This window comes from Arthrobacter sp. R4, assembly GCF_051365025.1.
Classification (GTDB): Bacteria; Actinomycetota; Actinomycetes; order Actinomycetales; family Micrococcaceae; genus Arthrobacter.
In genome coordinates, this window is sequence record NZ_JBLWIJ010000021.1 from 107,700 (window position 1) to 127,144 (window position 19,445).

At 61.6% G+C, this 19,445-nt stretch carries 11 protein-coding genes; 4 read left to right on the forward strand and 7 right to left on the reverse strand.

The window, feature by feature from the left end; genetic code table 11:
• Positions 1-9: 9 nt before the first annotated feature.
• Together rfbA and ACLKOZ_RS13835 are read left to right on the forward strand one after the other, a co-directional pair.
• Positions 10-873: a glucose-1-phosphate thymidylyltransferase RfbA gene (rfbA, locus tag ACLKOZ_RS13830; protein WP_436475770.1), complete on the forward strand. Its 864-nt coding sequence runs from the start codon at positions 10-12 to the stop codon at positions 871-873.
• Between the two features lie 8 nt (positions 874-881).
• Complete coding sequence (locus ACLKOZ_RS13835) at positions 882-2,855, forward strand: DUF6541 family protein (RefSeq protein ID WP_436475772.1); 1,974 nt, start codon at positions 882-884, stop codon at positions 2,853-2,855.
• A gap of 25 nt (positions 2,856-2,880) precedes the next feature.
• On the opposite strand, the gene ACLKOZ_RS13840 is transcribed toward ACLKOZ_RS13835, so the two are convergent.
• From ACLKOZ_RS13840 to glf, 4 genes are all read right to left on the reverse strand, one after another.
• Complete coding sequence (locus ACLKOZ_RS13840) at positions 2,881-3,555, reverse strand: ATP-binding cassette domain-containing protein (protein ID WP_082979333.1); 675 nt, start codon at positions 3,553-3,555, stop codon at positions 2,881-2,883.
• Positions 3,556-3,631: 76 nt separating this feature from the next.
• Positions 3,632-4,501, reverse strand: coding sequence for an ABC transporter permease (locus ACLKOZ_RS13845; RefSeq protein WP_337345778.1), 870 nt, complete (start codon positions 4,499-4,501; stop codon positions 3,632-3,634).
• On the reverse strand, positions 4,502-6,493 hold the full coding sequence (locus tag ACLKOZ_RS13850; RefSeq protein ID WP_436475774.1) for a glycosyltransferase: 1,992 nt from the start codon (positions 6,491-6,493) through the stop codon (positions 4,502-4,504).
• The gene (gene glf / locus ACLKOZ_RS13855; RefSeq protein ID WP_436475776.1) at positions 6,490-7,677 is read right to left on the reverse strand and encodes a UDP-galactopyranose mutase; all 1,188 of its coding nucleotides are present in this window, start codon (positions 7,675-7,677) and stop codon (positions 6,490-6,492) included. Before glf ends, ACLKOZ_RS13850 begins: the two co-directional genes overlap by 4 nt.
• A gap of 255 nt (positions 7,678-7,932) precedes the next feature.
• Between glf and ACLKOZ_RS13860 the strand changes: the two genes are divergently transcribed.
• The gene (locus ACLKOZ_RS13860) at positions 7,933-12,039 is read left to right on the forward strand and encodes an FtsK/SpoIIIE domain-containing protein (protein WP_436475778.1); all 4,107 of its coding nucleotides are present in this window, start codon (positions 7,933-7,935) and stop codon (positions 12,037-12,039) included.
• On the opposite strand, the gene ACLKOZ_RS13865 is transcribed toward ACLKOZ_RS13860, so the two are convergent.
• Positions 12,000-12,467, reverse strand: a complete 468-nt coding sequence (locus ACLKOZ_RS13865; protein WP_436475780.1) for a hypothetical protein — start codon at positions 12,465-12,467, stop codon at positions 12,000-12,002. The genes ACLKOZ_RS13860 and ACLKOZ_RS13865 overlap by 40 nt on opposite strands.
• Before the next feature lie 230 nt (positions 12,468-12,697).
• On the opposite strand from ACLKOZ_RS13865, the gene ACLKOZ_RS13870 reads away from it, so the two are divergent.
• Positions 12,698-12,946 (forward strand): WhiB family transcriptional regulator, encoded by a 249-nt coding sequence (locus ACLKOZ_RS13870; RefSeq protein ID WP_003804966.1) that lies wholly within the window; start codon positions 12,698-12,700, stop codon positions 12,944-12,946.
• Between the two features lie 101 nt (positions 12,947-13,047).
• Here the strand turns inward: ACLKOZ_RS13870 and ACLKOZ_RS13875 are convergent, their stop codons facing one another.
• Positions 13,048-14,517: a sensor histidine kinase gene (locus tag ACLKOZ_RS13875; RefSeq protein WP_337345774.1), complete on the reverse strand. Its 1,470-nt coding sequence runs from the start codon at positions 14,515-14,517 to the stop codon at positions 13,048-13,050.
• 28 nt (positions 14,518-14,545) lie between these two features.
• Positions 14,546-19,399 carry an NAD-glutamate dehydrogenase gene (locus tag ACLKOZ_RS13880; protein ID WP_436475783.1) on the reverse strand — a complete coding sequence of 1,618 codons (4,854 nt, stop codon included), beginning with the start codon at positions 19,397-19,399 and terminating at the stop codon, positions 14,546-14,548.
• Positions 19,400-19,445 lie beyond the last annotated feature (46 nt).

Consider the following 19,445-nt stretch of genomic DNA (forward strand, 5'->3'; position numbering starts at 1 on the left):
ATATAGTCCATGCGCGGAATAATTCTTGCCGGCGGAACCGGCTCACGTCTTCACCCCATCACACACGGCATCAGTAAGCAGCTCGTCCCTGTGTACGACAAGCCGATGATCTACTACCCGCTGTCAACGCTGATCCTTGCCGGCATCCGGGACATCCTGGTCATCACCACTCCCCACGATGCAGAGCAGTTTCAGCGCCTGCTCGGTGACGGGTCCCAATTCGGAATCAACCTCACGTACGTGCAGCAGCCTTCACCGGATGGACTCGCCCAGGCCTTTATCCTTGGGGAGGAACACATCGGTGGCGAAACAGTGGCACTCGTCCTGGGAGACAACATCTTCTACGGCCAAGGGATGGGCACTCAGCTCCGCAAGCATGCTGAAATCGACGGCGGCGCCGTCTTCGGCTACTGGGTCAAGGACCCCAAGGCTTATGGCGTTGTGGAATTCAACGGCGACGGCAAGGCCATCTCGCTCGAAGAGAAACCTGCAAAGCCTAAATCCCACTATGCTGTGCCCGGCCTGTACTTCTACGACAATGACGTCGTGGAGATCTCCAAAAACCTCAAGCCGTCACCTCGCGGCGAACTTGAGATCACGGACGTCAACCGCACCTACCTCGAGGCAGGAAATCTGCGCGTAGAAATCCTGCCCCGAGGAACAGCGTGGCTGGACACTGGGACCTTCAACGACCTCAATGATGCGTCAAACTTCATCCGTACGGTGGAAAACCGGCAGGGCCTCAAGATCGGCGCACCTGAGGAAATCGCCTGGCGGCAGGGCTTCCTGACTGATGACGAGCTCCGCGAAAGGGCAGAGCCGCTGATCAAGAGCGGCTACGGAGCCTACCTCCTCGGCTTGCTCGAGCCGTAGCAAGCCAGATGTGGTTGCCTGTCCTTCCGCAAATTTTCATTGCCGCACTCCTGCTCCTGGCCCCTGGCTTCATAGTTTCCCTGGCCCTGCGGTTTAGGTCATTCAACGCGCTCTCGCTTGCGCCGGCTTTGTCGGTGGGAGTCATCGTTTTGACTGCCACCGCAACCCCGTTCCTTGGGGTGAGGTTTGGGGTGCTGCCTGTCGGCGTCGCCACGGCTTTGCTGGCCTCCCTGGGATTTTTCCTGGGCCGTCTCAGCCCGCAACAACAGCACGCTGGCCAAGGAAGGCCAATGTTGGCCAAGTTGGCGCCGTTCATTGCGGTTACTGTTGCCGCGGTGCTGCTGGGTTGGCGGACTTTTCAGGTCTTGGGGTCCCCGGAATCGATTTCCCAGACTTACGACGCTGTATTTCACCTTAACTCCGTGCGGTTCGCGCTGGACACGGGGCAGGCTTCCTCCCTCACCATTGGCGCGATGACCGGAGGCGGGTTCTACCCGGCCGGGTGGAACGCGGTAGCAGCTTTTGTGGCCTTAACGACAGGCGCTGCCGTACCGGTCGCCGTAAACATCACAAGCATTGTCCTGGCAGCGGTCTTTTGGCCGTTGAGCTGCCTCCTGATGACAACCTGGGTTGCGGGACGCCAGACGGCTGCAACGATTGCAACCGGCATAGCATGTGCCTCGCTCGGGGCTTTCCCGCTGCTGATGATGGACTTCGGTGTCCTGTACCCGAACCTGCTGGCTATCAGCATCCTGCCGGCAAGCATCGCCCTGGCAGCCCGGATCACGGGAGCGGCGCCGACTACGCAAAGACCGGGTCTGCCTGCAATTCTTGCATTGCTCTTGAGCCTCGCAGGCCTGATCGTGGCCCACCCGACAACGTTTATGGCTTGGCTGGTCTGGACGCTTCCCATGGTGGCTTTCTCCGCATACAGGTCGGCTTCCGGACTATGGAGAGATCGGGCCGCCAACCGGCGTCGTTTCAACCTTCAGGCGGCCGGCCTCGTAGGGTACTGCCTTGTTTTCCTCGCTCTGTGGATCTTCCTGAGGCCACCCGAGGAGGCGTCATTCTGGGGTCCGTATCACACGGTCCCCCAGGCGTTGGGTGAGGCCCTCTTCCTCGCACCCATGGGGCTCGCCCCCGCCTGGCTGGTGGCACCCTTGGCACTCGTAGGACTCTGGGCCTGCTTCAGGACGAGCAAAAACCTCGTCTGGGCCGGAGCTGCTTTCCTGATTTTCTCTGCCATCTTCGTTGTTGTTTCCGGCTTCCCGATCTCGCCCATCAGGAACTTCCTGGCCGGCGTCTGGTACAACGACAGCTACCGCCTTGCGGCCCTTCTTCCCGTAGCCGCCGTGCTCTTGGTGGCCATCGGCGTGAACTGGGCAGAGGCAAAACTAAGCACAGGACAGCGGCCGAGTCCGGCCCTGGCAATATTCCAACGGGCTGCTGGCTCCGAGGGCAGGGGGCGACTGCTCCGAATCGCCGCCGTTGGTGTGCTTTCCGTGGGTGCGGTTGCGCTGGGACAACAGGGTGGTGTGCAGCACGAGGCGGCTCAGGCGTCGACGCGTTATGCCATCAGCAATGATTCCCCGCTGGTATCAGCCGATGAACTCGAACTCATGGACCGGCTCCCGGAGACTGTGCCGGCGGACACGGTCCTGTTGGGAAATCCCTACACCGGCGCCGCGCTCTCCTACGCGATCGGAGATCGGAAGGCCGCGCAGATGCATATCCTCAGCTACGTGTCCCCTGAACTGCAGGAGATTTATAACGACCTCGGCTCCGTGGAGACTGACCCGGACGTTTGCAGCGCGGTCAGGAATGAAAACGCGTTCTATGTCCTCGACTTTGGGTCCAAGGAAGTCCATGGCGGAAGCCATACTCCGGCCGGGCTCAGAAACCTTGACCGGAATCCGGGCGTGCAGCTGGTGGACAGCCAAGGCGAGGCCAGGCTTTATCACATCACGGCCTGCCTGAACTGACCGGGGCACGCCCCGGTCAGTTCAGTCAGGCGGCCGTGCGGCTCCGAAGCTCAGCCACAACCTCATGCACTTCGCCGTCCATGATGACCTCGCCGTGTTCGAGGAGGATACCCCGCTCGCAGACAGTGGAAACCAGATCCAGGTCGTGGCTGACTACAAAGAGGGTTTTGCCCTTGTCCGACAGTTCCTTGATCTTGGCAATGCACTTGCGCTGGAACGGCTCGTCCCCCACCGCAAGGATTTCATCGATAAGGAAAACCTCAGGGTCGGTGTGCACGGCAATGGAGAACGCCAGCCGCAGGTACATTCCGGAAGAGTAGAACTTGACCTCGGTGTCGATGAACTCGCCGATCTCCGAGAATTCAACGATTGAATCGAACATGTCATCGATCTGCTTCTCGGTCATGCCGAGGATCGCACCGTTCAGATAGACGTTGTCGCGCCCGCTCAGGTCGTGGTGGAAGCCTGCTCCAACCTCGATAAGGCCCGCAACCCGTCCGCGGGTGTGGACGGTACCGCCGTCGGGCTGAAGAACGCCAGAGATCAGCTTCAACAGCGTGGACTTTCCGGAACCGTTGAGCCCAAGCAAGGCCACCGTCTCACCCTGTTGCACTTCAAGGGACACGTCCGTGAGCGCCATGAACTTCTTGGAGAGGTCGCCCTTCCGTCCCTTGACCAGCCAGACCACGGCCTCTTTCATGGACCGGGTATGGCGCAACACGAACTGCTTGCGCAGCTTCTTGCAGCTGATTGCTATCTCGCCTCGTGCTGTCACGTTAGAGCTCCTGTGCAAAATGGACGGCCGAGCGCCGGAAGGCCAATTGGCCCACAAACAGCACTGCGATGGAAATCAGGAAAGCCACCGGAAGCCAAACCGTCATAAGGTCCGGCGGCATCGCCGCGAGCTCCAGCTGATCCTCTTTCAAAGTGGGGAACCAGAAGGCCCAGTGGAAGATTTCCACAGCGACGGTCATGGGATTGAGCTGATACAACCAGTACCAGGACCCCATCACGTCCCTCACCATCGTCCAGACGTAGAGCACCGGCGAAGCCCAAGTCACCACCATGAGGATCATGTCAACGATGTTTTCCGAATCACGGAAGTAGACGTTTGCGGCGCTGAACAGCAGGCCCAGTCCGGTCGCGAGGACTGAGACCAGCACAAAAGCCAGGATTGCGGCGGCCAGTTGAAGGACTGTCGGCGTCCACCCCGCAATGAGGCAGGCACCGATGAGCACTACCATTTGAGGCAGGAAATGTGCTGCTGAAACCCACACGGTTGCCACCGGAAACAGCTCACGGGGCAGATAAATCTTCCGGATGAGGTCGCGGTTGTCCACGATGGACCTGGTGGCGTTGCCCAACGACTCCGTAAAGAAGTTCACTAAGACAATGCCTGCGAACAGGTAGATGGCGTAGTTCGGGGTTCCGCGCTGGAGGTTCAGGAAGATTCCCAATGCCACGAAATAGATGAGGAACTGCATCAATGGCTTGACGTAGGACCACAGGAGACCCAGAATCGACCCGCGGTAACGGACCTTGATCTCCTTCCGCACCAATAGCTTGAGCAGGAACCGATGGTCATAGACGTCAAGGAGGCCCCGCCCCTGGCCTGGGCGGATCATTCCTTCAGTGCTGCCGGCCATCTACTTCGAATCCTCCGAAGCGGCATCAAAGGTCTTCTTCCAGGACTCCATTGAGCTGACCTCCGCAACGGCATTGCGGTACTGCTCGGCCAGCCTGTCCCACTCACGGAAAAGCCGGACATGCAGGCGGGTTGCCTCTGTCAGCATCGACTTCAGCTTCTGGGGGTCGCGCTGGTACCAGGAGGCACCCGTTCCTTCGGCGTTGGAGACCACCACGCTGTCGTAGTGGGCGACCCGGAACCAGCGATTATCCCGGTGGGCGAGATACCCTTGGGGGCGCTCGGCGCTTTCCGGTCCGGGCGCCTTGATCAGTTGCCGGGCAACAGTCTTGATGCCCCAGGGAATCAGCTCCTTCTTGCTGGGCATTCCGACGACGGTGCCCCCCATCGGACCACGGCCCAGTTTCGGGGCGGGGAAGTCGTCGACGTCATCCTTCAATTGGGCGTCCGGGTAGGACGCCTTCAGGGCGTTGATTTCAGGCAACTTGGTGCCGAGCACCCGGTGGAGGTCTTCCGGCCCCTTGAAAAGGTCCTTCAAGGCCTCGATCCGGCCATGTTCGGTGAAGTACTGCATCGATACCAGGTGCTTGACGTCGGATTGCACGGATTCGCGCAGAACCCGTCCGCCTTTCGGGTAGGGGCTGTGAATCAAGGTGGTAATCAAGCGGTTGCGTTCGTGGAAGTACGCCTGCCATCCCACGAGGTCGTCCTTATCGATCCAGGAAACATGCCACACTGCGGCGCCAGGCAAGGATACTGTGGCGAATCCGGCTTCGCGGGCGCGAAGGCCGTATTCGGCGTCGTCCCATTTGATGAATAGGGGCAGCGACAGGCCGATCTCCCTGATGACCTCGGTGGGGATCAGGCACATCCACCAGCCGTTGTAGTCCACGTCCACGCGCCGGTGCAGCCACGCGGTCTGGCGGAGGTTTGCAATGCTGAAGTCATGCCGTACTTCCATGTCCGCGTGCGGGAGTGCCGGGACGATCCGGAACGGGTCAACAACCTCGCCAAAGGTGTGGAGCACGCTGCGGTTGTAGAGGTCAAACATGTGCCCGCCAACGATAGTTGGCTTCTTGCAGTGGTCAGCAAATGTCAGCAGCCTAACGATGCTTTCCGGCTCCACCACGATGTCATCGTCAAGGAGCAGCACGTAGTCACTGCCATTCTCCACCGACTCGTACATCCCACGCGCGAACCCACCGGATCCGCCCAGGTTCGCTTGGTTGATGACCCTGAGCTTTCCGCCCAATGATTCCTTGACTGCGGCGAAGCCATCTTCGGCTTCGACCTTTTGCGTCCCCTGGTCCACGATCAGGATCTCTTTGACGTTCTCGAGGACGTCTTGATTCCCTGCCAGGATTCGGGCGTTATTCAGGCAGAAATCGGGCTTGTTCATCGTGGTGATTTGAAGGGTGACCTGGCCCTTGGAATCGCGGCTGCTCTCGGCCTGCCATTCGCCGTTCTCCAACAGCAGTTCGCCTGAACTTGCGGCCAGGTCAAACCAGTACCAGCCGCCGTCGCCAAACGGCTTCAAGGTGAGGTCAAAAACTGAGGTGGCAGCGCCGTCGACGTGCTTACCGTCAACGCGCTGAACCGACCCGCGTGCGTTGGACTTGTACACGGTGACAGTTCCGGTGCCGCTCGTCCGTACCACCAGGCGAACGTCCCGGACTGAAGTCCACCGTTTCCAGTAACTGGCAGGAAAGGCGTTGAAGTAGGTGCCAAATGACATCTGCTCTCCCGAGCGGACGCGCATCGACTGCCTCGTCAGCAGGTCTTCGAAATGTGCTTCACGGCTGCCGGAGCTGAACATCTGCAGCTTCTGTTCAGGCAGCTTGGGAGTGCGCGCCAGCTCGTCATTCTCCCGAAGGCGGATGCCGCTGGCCGTACCGGCGTCAACGTAAAGTGACACCGTGTCCATCTGGTCTGCGGATGGAAGGATCACCCTCTGCAACGTTGACCACGTCTTCGAGTCTGTCGTCTCGCTCATGCGTCCACTCCTCCACTTTCAAGCTTGGCGCCGTCTTCGAAATGCGGCCGGATCTTGTTGTCAAACATGCTCAGGGCAGAGCCAATTGCCATATGCATATCCAGGTACTTGTACGTTCCCAGGCGCCCTCCGAACAGTACGCTCTGCTCTGCCGCGGCGAGGTCGCGGTATTTGAGCAGTCTTTCCCTGTCCGCAGCAGTGTTGATCGGGTAGTAAGGCTCATCGCCCTTTTCGGCAGCCCGGGAAAACTCACGCATGATGACTGTTTTGTCGGTCTGGTAATCCCGCTCCGGGTGGAAATGGCGCGGTTCGATGATCCGGGTATAGGCCACGTCGGCGTCGTTGTAGTTCATCACGGACGTGCCTTGGAAGTCCCCAACTTCCAGTACTTCTTCTTCGAAGTCGATGGTGCGCCAGGAAAGGTCACCTTCAGCGAAGTCGAAATAGCGGTCTATCGGACCCGTGTAGATCACCGGGATATTGCCGACAACCTTGTCCTTGCTGTACTCCTGCGTTTCGTCGAAGAAGTCCGTGTTGAGGCGCACCTCGATGTTCGGATGCTCCGCCATCTTCTCGATCCACGCGGTATAGCCGTTGGTGGGCAGGCCCTCGTACGTGTCGTTGAAGTAGCGGTTGTCGTAGTTATACCGCACCGGTAGCCGGGAGATGATTCCGGCGGGCAGGTCCTTGGGATCCGTTTGCCACTGCTTGCCGGTGTAGTGCTTGATGAACGCTTCATACAGCGGCCGGCCAATGAGCTGGATGCCTTTGTCGTTGAGGTTCTGCGGATCAGTCCCGGCGAGCTCTCCGGCCTGCTCCTGGATCAGGGCCTGTGCCTGGCCTGGCGTCAGGTTGGCGCGGAAGAACTGGTTAATGGTGGCCAGGTTGATGGGGAGCGAATAGACCTCGCCCTTGTGCACGCCATAGACCTTGTGGACGTAATTGGTGAAAGTCGTGAACCGGTTGACGTACTCCCACACCCGTTCATTGGACGTATGGAAAAGGTGGGCACCGTAGCGGTGCACCTCGATCCCGGTCTGCTCTTCTTTTTCGCTGTAGGCGTTCCCACCGATGTGGTGTCGACGATCGATAACGACCACCTTCAAGCCGAGCTCAGTCGCGGCCTGTTCTGCGATTGTCAGGCCAAAAAAGCCCGACCCTACAATGACGAGGTCAGCAGTCACAAAATCTCCAGTTTCGAATACGGGCAGCGCAATGTTGTGCAAAGTCTGCTGTTCTAGCCTACCCGAGACGCTGCAGCGGCTGGCCAAACCCGGCGGGAGGCCTGCCTCGGATGTTACAGTCCGCCAGCGCGCGGAGCGCGCCATCACCCAACGAAGACGCTGCTTATCCACATGGGACACTCCAAGCGGGACAGCATGCCCACCGTGTTACTAGCGTGGACGCGTAGACCGGCCCACCGTTAGGAATTCACCATCATGCCGCTCGAGTGCACTCTGGTTCGCAGCCCCGGCACGGGGAAAGCCCAACCACCATTGGAACTCACGGTGGACGCCACCGTGGGAACGTGTGGTGCGGAAATTCAGGCAGCGCTGGAAACCGGATTCGGCACCGGTGCCCTGTCCGTGGACGGCGTGCAACTCTCCTCCCTGACAGTCGGCGAGCCGCCGCTGGTGAACGGGGCGGTAATAGTCGACGGCGGCACGCGGAGCCCCGCCCTCAGGCCACGACGAGTCGACAGCTTGTCGGCACCGCTCGCCTTGGCAGTCCATAGCGGCGCCGGCGCCGGGACGGTAGTGCCCCTGGGACGAGGAAGCTACACCATCGGGCGAAGCAACACGGACATAGTCGTCCCCGATCCTGACCTGTCCAGGCAGCATGCCCGTCTGTTGGTTTCCGACACCGCCATCACCATCGAGGACCTGGACAGTGCCAACGGGACGGAGGTCGACGGCGAGTATGTGCGAAATACGGTGATAGCAACCGGCTCCGTCATCCGGTGCGGCAACTCCTCGATGTCGCTGGTCTTTATGGATCCTGAGGGCCCGAAATTGGGACCCGCAGGGACAGACGTGCAGGAACCGCTGGTGATCAACCGGCGTGTGGAATCCGGAAACCGCGCCGCGCTTGTGCTGACGGCCGGGCTCCCACTGGCCATTGGGGTGGGGCTGGCGGTCGTCACAGGCATGTGGATGTTCCTCGCTTTCACGGCAGTGTCTGCCGTATCCGTTCTGGTACCGGTCCTCTCCGGAAGACGCCAGCGAAAGGAATTGTCCACAGCGGTTGCGAACGCGCTCCGCCAGGACCAGGACCGCCGTCGACGCGCCGGCCCGCCCCTTTCCGAACTGGTTCTCGCCAGTGGCCTGCCGTCCGGCACTTCGGGTGAGCAAAGTTCCGGCCAACAAGGGATCTGGCTACGCCTCGGGCTGGCAGTCCAACCGGCCAATATCCGTTTCGAGCCGGCCGCACCGGATCTGAGAATTCCGTCGGCCGGAGTACTGCCGCTGACCCTTGATCCTGCCCGCCGCGTCACCGTCGTCAGCGGCCCACACGAGTCCGTGGAAGGTCTTATGCGGTCACTCATCATGCAATTGGCTGGTTATCCGAGGGCCGCACACATCCGCGTTGCAGTGCATGGGCCAGCCGCGCAGCTTCCACTCAGCGCCCGTTTTCTGTCGGATGTCACGCTGACAGCCACAGCTGCCGCGGCAACTGCCGTGCTGGCACCGGAGGGCGCTCCCCCAAAAACACCCGGTGTGCTTTTGGTCGTCGACGCCGGAGACTCGGACGAGGTCGACGTCATCGCGCTCGCGATCGAAAACCACTGGCAAGTCATCCATTTCCGCCCCCGGTCCGCCATGATGGCGCTGGCCGATATTGAACTGTCATACCGTGCAGGCCAACTGCAGGGACCGGGGGGCCCAACGCGCTTCGTACCGGACCTCGCTCCCCGTGACGTCTTCAACCGCTTTTGTCGGCTGCACGCCCGCGACGCCGCCCCGCTGGACAGACTCGTGCCGCAATCCTGCCTTCTACGCGACCTGCTCGACCCCGGCAGCGCTGAAACGTCGGCCCGGTGGGTAGCGTCCCGCCACCGGCCCGGACTGGCCGTGCCAATCGGTCAGTCCGCCGACGGCGAACGCGTGCTGGATCTCCAACGGGACGGACCCCATTTGCTGGTAGCAGGGACCACTGGGTCGGGAAAATCCGAACTCCTGCGCAGCATGACCATCGCGTTAGCCCTCTCTTACCCGCCGGACCGCATTAATTTCCTGTTTGTGGACTTCAAAGGCGGCTCCGGCCTGGGACCGCTCCTGGGCCTTCCGCACTGTGTGGGAATGCTGACTGACCTTGCACATCACGAGCTTGAGCGGTCGCTGATATCACTTCGGGCCGAGATCCGGCTCCGTGAGGAATTACTGGCATCCGCGCAGGCACCCGATTTGGCTTCGTATCGCGCTGCCCGGACAGATGGGGATCCAGTGTTAGCCCACCTCGTTGTGGTCATTGATGAGTTCCGGATGCTTGTTGACCAGGCGCCCGCGGCCCTGACGGAACTCATGAGGATCGCCGCTATCGGGCGCTCCCTGGGCATCCATCTGATCATGGCGACACAGCGCCCGCAGGGGGCTTTGACAGCAGATATTCGCGCCAACGTGACGACGAGCATCGCCCTGCGTGTCCAATCCGATCTGGAGTCGCTGGACATCATCAATTCCAACGCCGCGTCACACATCAGCCTGAGGACACCAGGAAGGGCCTTCCTTGTCCGCGGCACGGAAGATCCGATCGAATTTCAGGCAGCGTCCTTGCAGGATCCGGCACAAACGAGCCTCCCCGATGGGGTCCGTGTTCGTCTTTCGTCTGATGTGCTCAAGGACCCAGACATCGAACGTACTCAGGTCGCCGACAACGAGGACCTGACCCCCACGCTGGCTGCCGCGCCCCTCGCCAGCATAATGTCCAGCCTGTGGGAGGTCCTGGAGGGCCAGCCGGCAAGGCCACCGGTCGCACCGCCACTCCCGTTCATCCTGGAGCCACCGTTGGCGTCAGCTGTCCAAGATATTTGCCCTGCCCCAGCGTCCCGGAATGGCGCACCGCAGGACTGGGTCATCCGCCTTGGCCTCATGGATCTTCCGGACGAGCAGCGGATAGCACCGCTCGACTGGCTTCCCGCCGAACACGGGCATCTGGGGCTCGTTGGAGCACCTGCGTCAGGCCTGCCCGAGGCTCTGGCGGTGGCCGTCAGTGCCCTCGCATCGCATTCGTCCGAGGCTCATTTCTACATCCTTGACGCGGACGCTTCCCTGGACGGCATCGACTGGGGCGGCCGCCTCGGTGCTCAAGCTGGTCCGCATGACCTCCGACGGGCTGTACGGATACTGGAACGACTCAAACAGGAGCTGTCTGAGCGGCTGATGGGCTCCAGGGACGGTCATCGGACTCCCCTGCTGTTGGTCATCGCAGGATGGGGAACGTGGGCCTCGTCCCTCCGGTCGGGGCCGCTGGCCTGGGCGGAAGACCTGGTCCACGACCTTCTCCGCGACGGCGGCCGTGCAGGAATCATCGTCGCTATTTCGGGACAACGCGAACTGGTGACAGCCAGATTCTTCGCGTCGGTGCCGAACCGTGTCTATTTTCCATGTGGCGCGAACGACGACAGCCGCCTTGCCTGGCCGAAGATGCCCACCACTGCTCCAGTCCCTGGCAGAGCGGTGGCCTTCGGACCGGTATCGGCCGGCAAAACTGCCGTTTGCCAGTTTTATGCCCACCCTGGTGGCGAAGAATCCCTGTGGCCTGCCGCGGAGAAAGCCGGCGGCCACTCCGTCATCAGCCGACCCTTCCGCGTGGAACCACTGCCTACGAGAATCACGGTAGAGGACCTCGTGGCCCGAGGAATACCCGGAGGGGACGCGACATCAGACCTTCTGGTGGCCACGGCTCCGAGGACTGCAGCCGCCCAGCCCGGCCCACGGACCTTTCTCATTGGCCTCGGCGGCGACGAATTGGCCCCGGCCTCACTCCGGATTTCCTCTGGCGGAGTTTTCGCCGTGCTCGGTGGGCCTGGTGCCGGCAAGACCAACTTTCTGCACGTGTTGCCGGCGCTCAACGGACGGTCAGCTCGGTGGCTGGCCCCGGATGAGGGTGTCGGACCATGCGAATACTGGGCCGGTGTGCTTCGGGAGGCTGCGGCCGGGGCTGTGGACCGGCACGCCATCGCGCTTGTCGATGATGCCGATTTGCTCCCGCAGTCAACACACCAGGATCTTGCGGAACTTAACGGAAGAGGGGTCAGTGTGATTTTCACTGCCGGGTACAGTCCCCTGCTGACCCAGCGAGTACCTTTGGCGCTCAGCACCCGGGGCACGGGGAACGGGATGCTGATCGCGCCCCGAAGCGTCATGGACGGCGACCTGTTTGGAGTCAGGTTCGAGGTGGAGCCCACTCCGCCACCGGGTCGGAGCATTCTGATAGCAAACGGCCGGCCGCTCCCGATCCAGCTGGGCTGGGTTCGGCCTGCCACGAAAGAAGGGAGCGTGGCCCGTCAGATGGCCGGCGCGGAACCGCCGGTCCTTGACGCATAAGTAACAACCCGCTTGTCGAAGAGGAGGACGATGACAAGGACCGCCGGGATGAGCATGGCAAGACCTGCCCAGACAAGGCCCCCCGTCAGGGTTGGGAATCCGATGGTCAGGACGAAAAGCTGGGCCACTAAACTAGCCGCCCGGGTCCAGCGGTATCCGCGGTACAGGAAATGACCCACTGCATAGAGCCACGCGGCAAAGGCGAGGAGCAGTGCCAAAGTGAAGACGGCTCCCCAGAAGGAGAGAACCGGGGAACCGGTAACGAGTTCGTATCCGTACCAGGCAGCTGCACCAAGCAAAGCTGTGGCTTCAGAAGCGACGACAGAAACGATGACCGTGATGGCCCGGGGCCGCACGGCTGTCCGTCCAGGTTCTTCAGCATCAGGGTCGGGAAGGGCGTTCGAGGGGGGTACGGGGGGTCTTGACACACTGGCACCCTACCGGACATAGTCGGACAGTGGTGAGGGCCACTAACACCGATGTGATGTATCGCTCAGCTTTCCGGGGATTTCAAGCCTAATTACCCCTTGTTTACACAGCGTTAACATGACAGGCTTAATTCAGATGACCAAGGGGGCCCGCAGGGCCCCTTTCCTTTGTAGCTACTAGTGAATAATTTCACAAAGAGCTCTTCCCAGAAATGGAGCAACTGATCAGCATGGATTGGCGTAACCGCGCAGCGTGCCTTGACAAGGACCCGGAACTGTTTTTCCCGGTCGGAAACACGGGCCCTGCCCTCCTCCAAATCGAGGAAGCCAAAAGCGTTTGCCGCCGCTGCCCCGTTGTTGATACCTGCCTCCAGTGGGCGCTGGAGTCCGGACAGGATGCCGGCGTCTGGGGCGGCATGAGCGAGGACGAGCGTCGCGCACTGAAGCGGCGGGCCGCCCGCGCCCGCCGGGCCTCGTGATTTGAGCTAAGGCAACAACAGACAGCAATGGCCGCAACCCCAAGGGGTTGCGGCCATTCCTTTTGGCAGGCGGATGACTACGGCAAGCGCACGTGCGGCGATTACTTCGGCATGAGGCTCAGCCGGATCCGGACGGCGGTTCCCCCGCCCTCCCGGGGCTGCCACGCGATGGTGCCGCCGAGCTCACTGGTTACCAGTGTCCGGACGATCTGGAGCCCCAGTCCCTCGACATGCGGGGTCTCCGGCAGGCCCACGCCGTCATCTGCGACGGTAACCGTCAGCAGTTCTTCACCGTCGTCCCCTTCAGAACGGTCAGCCAGAAGCCATACAGTCCCCGTGCGTCCCTCGAGGCCGTGCTCGACGGCGTTGGTCACCAATTCATTAATCACCAGCGCCAGCGGGGTCGCGAAGTCACTGGGCAGTTCGCCGAACAACCCTGCCCGTTGAGTCTTGACTTGCTGCGAAGGTGACGCAACCTCAGCGGACAGCCTGAACTGGCGCCCGATCAGTTCGTCGAAGTCAACACTTTGCGCGAGCCCCTGTGAGAGCGTTTCGTGGACCAGGGCAATGGTGGCTACGCGGCGCATCGCCTGCTCCAGGCCCTGCTTGGCCTCATCGCTGACCATGCGGCGCGACTGCATACGCAGCAGCGCCGCCACGGTCTGCAGATTGTTCTTCACCCTGTGGTGGATCTCGCGGATGGTCGCGTCTTTGGTCACGAGTTCCATTTCGCGCCGCCTCAGTTCGGAAACGTCGCGGCATAGAACGAGCGCCCCAAAACGGTGTTGCTCATCACGAAGCGGAATTGCCCGCAGGGACAGGCTCACGCCGCGGGATTCAATCTCACTGCGCCACGGCATGCGGCCCGTCACCACCAGTGGCAGCGTCTCATCGACCATTCGCCTGTCCTTCAGCAGGCTGGCTGTCACCTCCGCAAGCGAACGTCCCTCCAACGATTCACCGTCGCCCAGCCGCCGGAAGGCGGACACGCCGTTAGGGCTCGCATACTGCACGATGCCCTCAGCGTCGAGCCTGATCAGGCCGTCTCCCACCCGCGGTGCGCCACGACGGGATCCAGTGGGCGAGGCAAAATCTGGCCACAGCCCCAACGTGCCCATTCGCAGCAAGTCATAGGCACATTGCCGATAGGTGAGTTCCAGCCTTGAGGGCATTCGAGAACTGGACAGATCCATATGAGTGGTTACAACGGCCAAGGTGCGGCCGTTGCGGACCATGGGCACGGCCTCAACCCGCAGAGCCATGTCGCTGCTCCAGTTTGTTTCGCTGGACCGTTCAATGGCACGGCTGGACCATGCCTTGTCCACAAGGGGCTGCAGATCCGACCTGATACCCTCCCCCACAAAGTCCCCGTGGAAAACGGTGTGCGTGGTGGACGGCCGGACGTGCGCCAACGCCACATAGCCGTAGTCCGGGTGGGGGAACCAGAGGGCCAGGTCCGCAAACGCGAGGTCGGCAACCATCTGCCAGTCACCCACCAGGAGGTGCAGCCATTCGGCATCGCCCGGCCCGAAATCAGCATGTTCCCTGATGGGGTCCGTAAAGATTGCCACTGCACCTCCAGTTGCGACGCCAGTATCCCTAGCGTCGGACGATTGACCTCAAGAGCCTCAATGCTACCGACAGTGACGCCATATCGTCCGCTTCGAGGGAATTGACCTCGTCGAACATGCTCTTGGCCCTGCCCAGCTGTTCAGCGTTCTGGCTTTCCCATTCCTTCAGCCGGTCCTCCGGCGAAAGCCCCGAACCGGTGGATTCGAGCACCGCCATGGTCATGTCCGACACCGTCGAGTAGAGGTCGTCCCGCAAGGCCGCACGTGCCAGCGCCTGCCACCTGTCCTGCCTTGGCAGGCTGCTGATTCTTTCGAGCAGGGCATCAGCGTGGAAGCGATTAAACACGGTGTAGTAAACGGAGGCGATCTCCTCGACCGGATCCTTGCGGACCTTGGCGATCTTGGCAATGTCCAGGAGCACGAAACTTTCAAAGAGTTCAGCCCAGCGCAGAGCCAGGCCTTCCGGCAGCTTCCATTCCCTGGCTTCTTCAAGCCAAGCGGAGAGACGCTCCCGGTCGTCACCTCTCACATAGTCGAGGAGGCGGGCTCGCATGGGATCCATGACCGGTTTGAATTCGGCGACGATATCAGCGATGGGCCTGCTGGCTCCGCCTTGCCCGACGAGCCAGCGCACGGCGCGATCCAGCAGCCGCCGAATGTCCAGGTGGACGGTGCTCCAGTGCTCCGTGGGGAAAGACGCCGGGAGGCTGTTGAGTTCATCCACCATGACGTCCAGCTCGTAAATCTCGCGGAGGGCCACGAACGCCTTGGCAACAGCGACTTCCGTGGCGGACGTCTCTTCAATCGTCCGGAAGGCGAAGGTGATGCCGCCCATGTTGATCATGTCGTTCGCCACAACGGTCGCGATGATCTCCCGCCGCAGCGGATGTGTGTCGAGCTCGGCATCAAACCGTTCGCGGAGCTGACGGGGGAAGTAGGCCCGCAGAGTGCTGCGGAACCAGGGATCGTCGGCGAGGTCGCTTTCCCGCAAGGCGGAGGTCAGCTCGATCTTGGCGTACGCCGCCAGTACCGAAAGTTCCGGGGACGTCAGGCCCTGTCCTTGGGTCAGCCTTTCCCGCAACGACTCCGTGGAAGGCAGGGCTTCCAGATCACGCTTGAGGTCGGCTGATTTTTCAAGCCAATCCATCAGGCGTTCATAGCTGGGGCTCCACTCGGCAACACGCATCCGGTCGTTCAGGAGCAGGATGTTCTGGTCAATGTTGTCCTGGAGCACCAGCCTGCCCACCTCCTCGGTCATCGACGAGAGGAATCCGGCGCGTTCTTCTGCGGAGAGTTTGCCAGCGGCCACCATCCGGTCCACGAAGATCTTGATGTTGACTTCGTGGTCGGAGCAGTCCACGCCAGCCGAGTTGTCGATGGCATCAGTGTTGAGGATCACGCCCTGCAGTGCTGCCTCGATGCGCCCGCGTTGGGTCATCCCCAGGTTGCCGCCTTCACCGACGACTTTCACCCGCAGGTCACGGCCATCCACCCGGATGGCGTCATTCGCTTTGTCCCCGACGGAGGCATTCGACTCGGTGCTTGCCTTCACATATGTTCCGATTCCGCCGTTGTAGAGCAAATCGGCAGGCGCCAACAGAATTGCGCGAAGAAGTTCCGGCGGGCTCAGCTGGGTGGTGGATTCCGGGAGGCCCAGCGCCGCACGCACCTGCTCGGAAACAGGGACAGTCTTGGCCTGGCGGACGAAAACGCCGCCGCCCTCGCTAATCAGCGATTTGTCGTAGTCATCCCACGAGGAGCGGGGCAGTTCGAACAACCGCTGTCGCTCAGCATAAGACGATTCCTCATCGGGATTGGGGTCGAGGAAAATGTGGCGGTGGTCGAAGGCGGCGAGCAGGCGGATATGGCGGGACAGGAGCATGCCGTTGCCAAAGACGTCACCTGACATGTCCCCGACACCGACGACGGTGAAGGGCTGGGTCTGGGTGTCCAGGTCCAATTCACTGAAGTGGCGCTTGACCGATTCCCAGGCGCCGCGCGCCGTAATCCCCATGGCTTTGTGGTCGTAGCCTACGGAACCGCCGGAGGCGAAGGCATCTCCAAGCCAGAAACCGTACTCGGCGGCCAGGCCGTTGGCGATGTCGGAGAAGGTAGCCGTTCCCTTGTCCGCCGCCACCACAAGGTAGGAGTCGTCGTCGTCGTGCCGCACAACGTCCGACGGCGGCACGAGGTTTTCGCCGTCAGGGCTGGTAACCAGGTTATCCGTAAGGTCCAGCAACCCTCGGATGAAGGTCTTGTAGCTTTCAATGCCCTCGGCCATCCAGGCCGCGCGGTCTGCTGCCGGATCAGGGAGCCGTTTGGCGAAGAAGCCGCCCTTGGCACCGGTGGGGACGATCACCGCGTTCTTGACGGTCTGGGCCTTCACCAGGCCCAGGATCTCGGTCCGGAAGTCTTCGCGGCGATCAGACCAGCGAAGTCCGCCGCGTGCCACCTTGCCAAACCGCAAGTGCACGCCTTCCACCCTTGGCGAATACACCCAGATCTCGAACTTCGGCCGCGGGAATGGCAGCCCGTCGATATTCGTCGGATCCAGCTTGAAGCTCAAGTGCTGCTTGAACTGGTAGTAATTGGTGCGCAGCGTGGCTTCGATCAGGTTCACGAAGGTGCGGAGAATACGATCGGCGTCTAGGGTTGCGACCTGTTCGATCGCTTCGTTCAGTGCAGCCCGGACAGAGCCCTGGGTCGCGGCCCGCTGATTTTCATCGACAGCGGGATCGAAACGGGCTGCGAAGAGCGCGCTGAGGCCTTTGGTCACCGCAGGATTGGCAAGCAGGGTGTCAGCGATGAACCCGAAGGAGTTGGTGTTTCCCATCTGCCGCATGTAGCGCGCGTAGGCCCGCAAAACGGTGATCTGGCGCCAGTGCATTCCCTCACGGAGCACGAGGCGGTCGAAGCTGTCCGATTCAATGGCACCGGAGACCGCGGCCCCGAAGGAGTCTGCCAGCAGTTCGCCGGTGGCTACCGGGTCTACACCAGCCGGGTACTTGAGCCCAAGGTCGTAAAGGAAGAAGTCGCGGCGGTCAGCCGTCTCGATCTCGAAAGGCCGCTCATCCAGTACCTCAAGGCCCATGTTGTGGAAATAGGGCAGAATCTGGCTGAGGCTTTTGGGTTCCAGCATGTAGAGCTTGACCCGGGCGTCTTCCTCGAGGGTCGCTCCTGCGCCTTCGGGGAGATAGACATGGACACCCGGTCGCTCCTGCTTGGCCCCAGCGATGCGTTCCGCTTCGGCGCCGTACTTTTCGAAGCGGGAGATGTCCTGGAGGGCCTCCTCGACTTCGTAGTCCACGCGGTAGCTCGCCGGGAACGCCTCCGACCAGATGGAGGCCAGTTCCTTGGCCTGGTCATCGTCCTCGCGCCCTCGCAGGACTTCTGCGATGCCTTCGCTCCATGAGCGGGCAGCACGAACCAGCCGTTTCTCCAACTCTTCGGCGTCAACGTGGCTGACGTCGGCGCCTTTAGGCAGGCGGATGCGGAAGAACAGGCGAGCCAGGGCGGACTCGGTCATCCGGGCTTCGTAGTCGATGGAGACGGCCTGGAACGTTTCCCGCAACTCGTCCTCTATGCGGAGCCGTACGTTGGTGGTGTACCTGTCACGCGGAAGGTATACGAGGGCGGACATGAACCGGCCGTAAATATCCGGCCGAAGGAACAGCCGGGTGCGGCGGCGTTCCTGCAGCCGCTGGATCCCCATCGCGGTCGCCGCGAGGTCCGGGATCTCGATCTGGAACAGCTCGTCGCGCGGATATGTCTCCAGGATTCCCAACAGGTCCTTGCCGGAATGCGAATCAGGCGGGAAGCCGGCACTCCTCAGGACGGCATCCACCTTTTCCCTGACGATGGGGATGTTGCGAACCGACCCGGCGTAGGCGCTGGTGGCAAACAGTCCAATGAAGCGTCGCTCACCGTTGACGTTTCCCGCGGCGTCGAAGCTCTTCACGCCAATGTAATCGAGGTACGCGGGCCGGTGCACCGTTGACCTTGAGTTGGCCTTGGTAATTACGAGTGCGCGCTTTTCACGCGCCTTCTTCCGGCCGGCGTCAGTCAGGTGCTGGACATGGTGGGAGTCAGCTGCAGCCCGCAGGAGTCCGAGCCCGCTGTCTTCGCGCAGCTCGAGGACGTCTTCGCCGTCGACGTTAATGAGGTCGTATTCCCGGTAGCCCAGGAAGGTGAAGTTTCCTTCATCGAGCCAGCGGAGGAGATCCTGGGCCTGTCTCAGCTCCGTGATCTGGGCAGGGTTGGCAACTTTGTCCAGGCTCTCGGCAATCTGCAGGGCCTTGTTGCGCATCTTTGGCCAGTCCTCGACGGCGGCCCGGACATCACCCAGGACGCGTTCCAGGCCGGCAAGCAGTGCGTCCCGGGCGTCGTCATTGGTGCGATCGATTTCTACGGCGATCCAGGACTCCATGTGGGACGCGTTGTCGCCTGTAGCGATGAGGTGCGACATGCTGGGCATGGCGGCGGTGTCGCCGCTGGAAATTCCGAACTGGGACGGCACGCGGTCGACCCTGACCAGCTGTCCCGATTCGCGATTGCGGGTGACCACGAAAAGGGGGTGGATGACCAGGTGGATAGCAGAGTTCTGGCGGACCAACTCAGCGTTAACCGAGTCAACGAGGAACGGCATGTCGTCCGTGACAACATACACAACGCTGCTGTCCGCCTCCGTGCTGATCGCGATCTTGGCTTGGCCGGGCAGGCGAACGGCGGCGACCTCGCGGTGCATCTCGGCCCGGGAGGCAAGCACATCCTGCGAATAACTGCGCGCATCCTCTTCGGCTAGATGCTGGTAGTAGTCCCCCAGGAAACCTTCACGGTCCCCAATGGCAAGGGGTTGATCCTCCACGCTGGATCCAGACGACATCGACAAACGCCTCCATCACAAGATTAATGCTGCACCTTTGCAGCCC

Bases quoted from the DNA above. Each gene is read 5' to 3' on its own strand.
- ACLKOZ_RS13870 (WP_003804966.1), top strand. From the start codon at position 12,698: ATGGATTGGCGTAACCGCGCAGCGTGCCTTGACAAGGACCCGGAACTG.
- rfbA (WP_436475770.1), top strand. From the start codon at position 10: ATGCGCGGAATAATTCTTGCCGGCGGAACCGGCTCACGTCTTCACCCC.
- ACLKOZ_RS13835 (WP_436475772.1), top strand. From the start codon at position 882: ATGTGGTTGCCTGTCCTTCCGCAAATTTTCATTGCCGCACTCCTGCTC.
- ACLKOZ_RS13880 (WP_436475783.1), bottom strand. From the start codon at position 19,399: ATGTCGTCTGGATCCAGCGTGGAGGATCAACCCCTTGCCATTGGGGAC.
- ACLKOZ_RS13850 (WP_436475774.1), bottom strand. From the start codon at position 6,493: ATGAGCGAGACGACAGACTCGAAGACGTGGTCAACGTTGCAGAGGGTG.
- ACLKOZ_RS13840 (WP_082979333.1), bottom strand. From the start codon at position 3,555: ATGAAAGAGGCCGTGGTCTGGCTGGTCAAGGGACGGAAGGGCGACCTC.
- ACLKOZ_RS13845 (WP_337345778.1), bottom strand. From the start codon at position 4,501: ATGGCCGGCAGCACTGAAGGAATGATCCGCCCAGGCCAGGGGCGGGGC.
- ACLKOZ_RS13860 (WP_436475778.1), top strand. From the start codon at position 7,933: ATGCCGCTCGAGTGCACTCTGGTTCGCAGCCCCGGCACGGGGAAAGCC.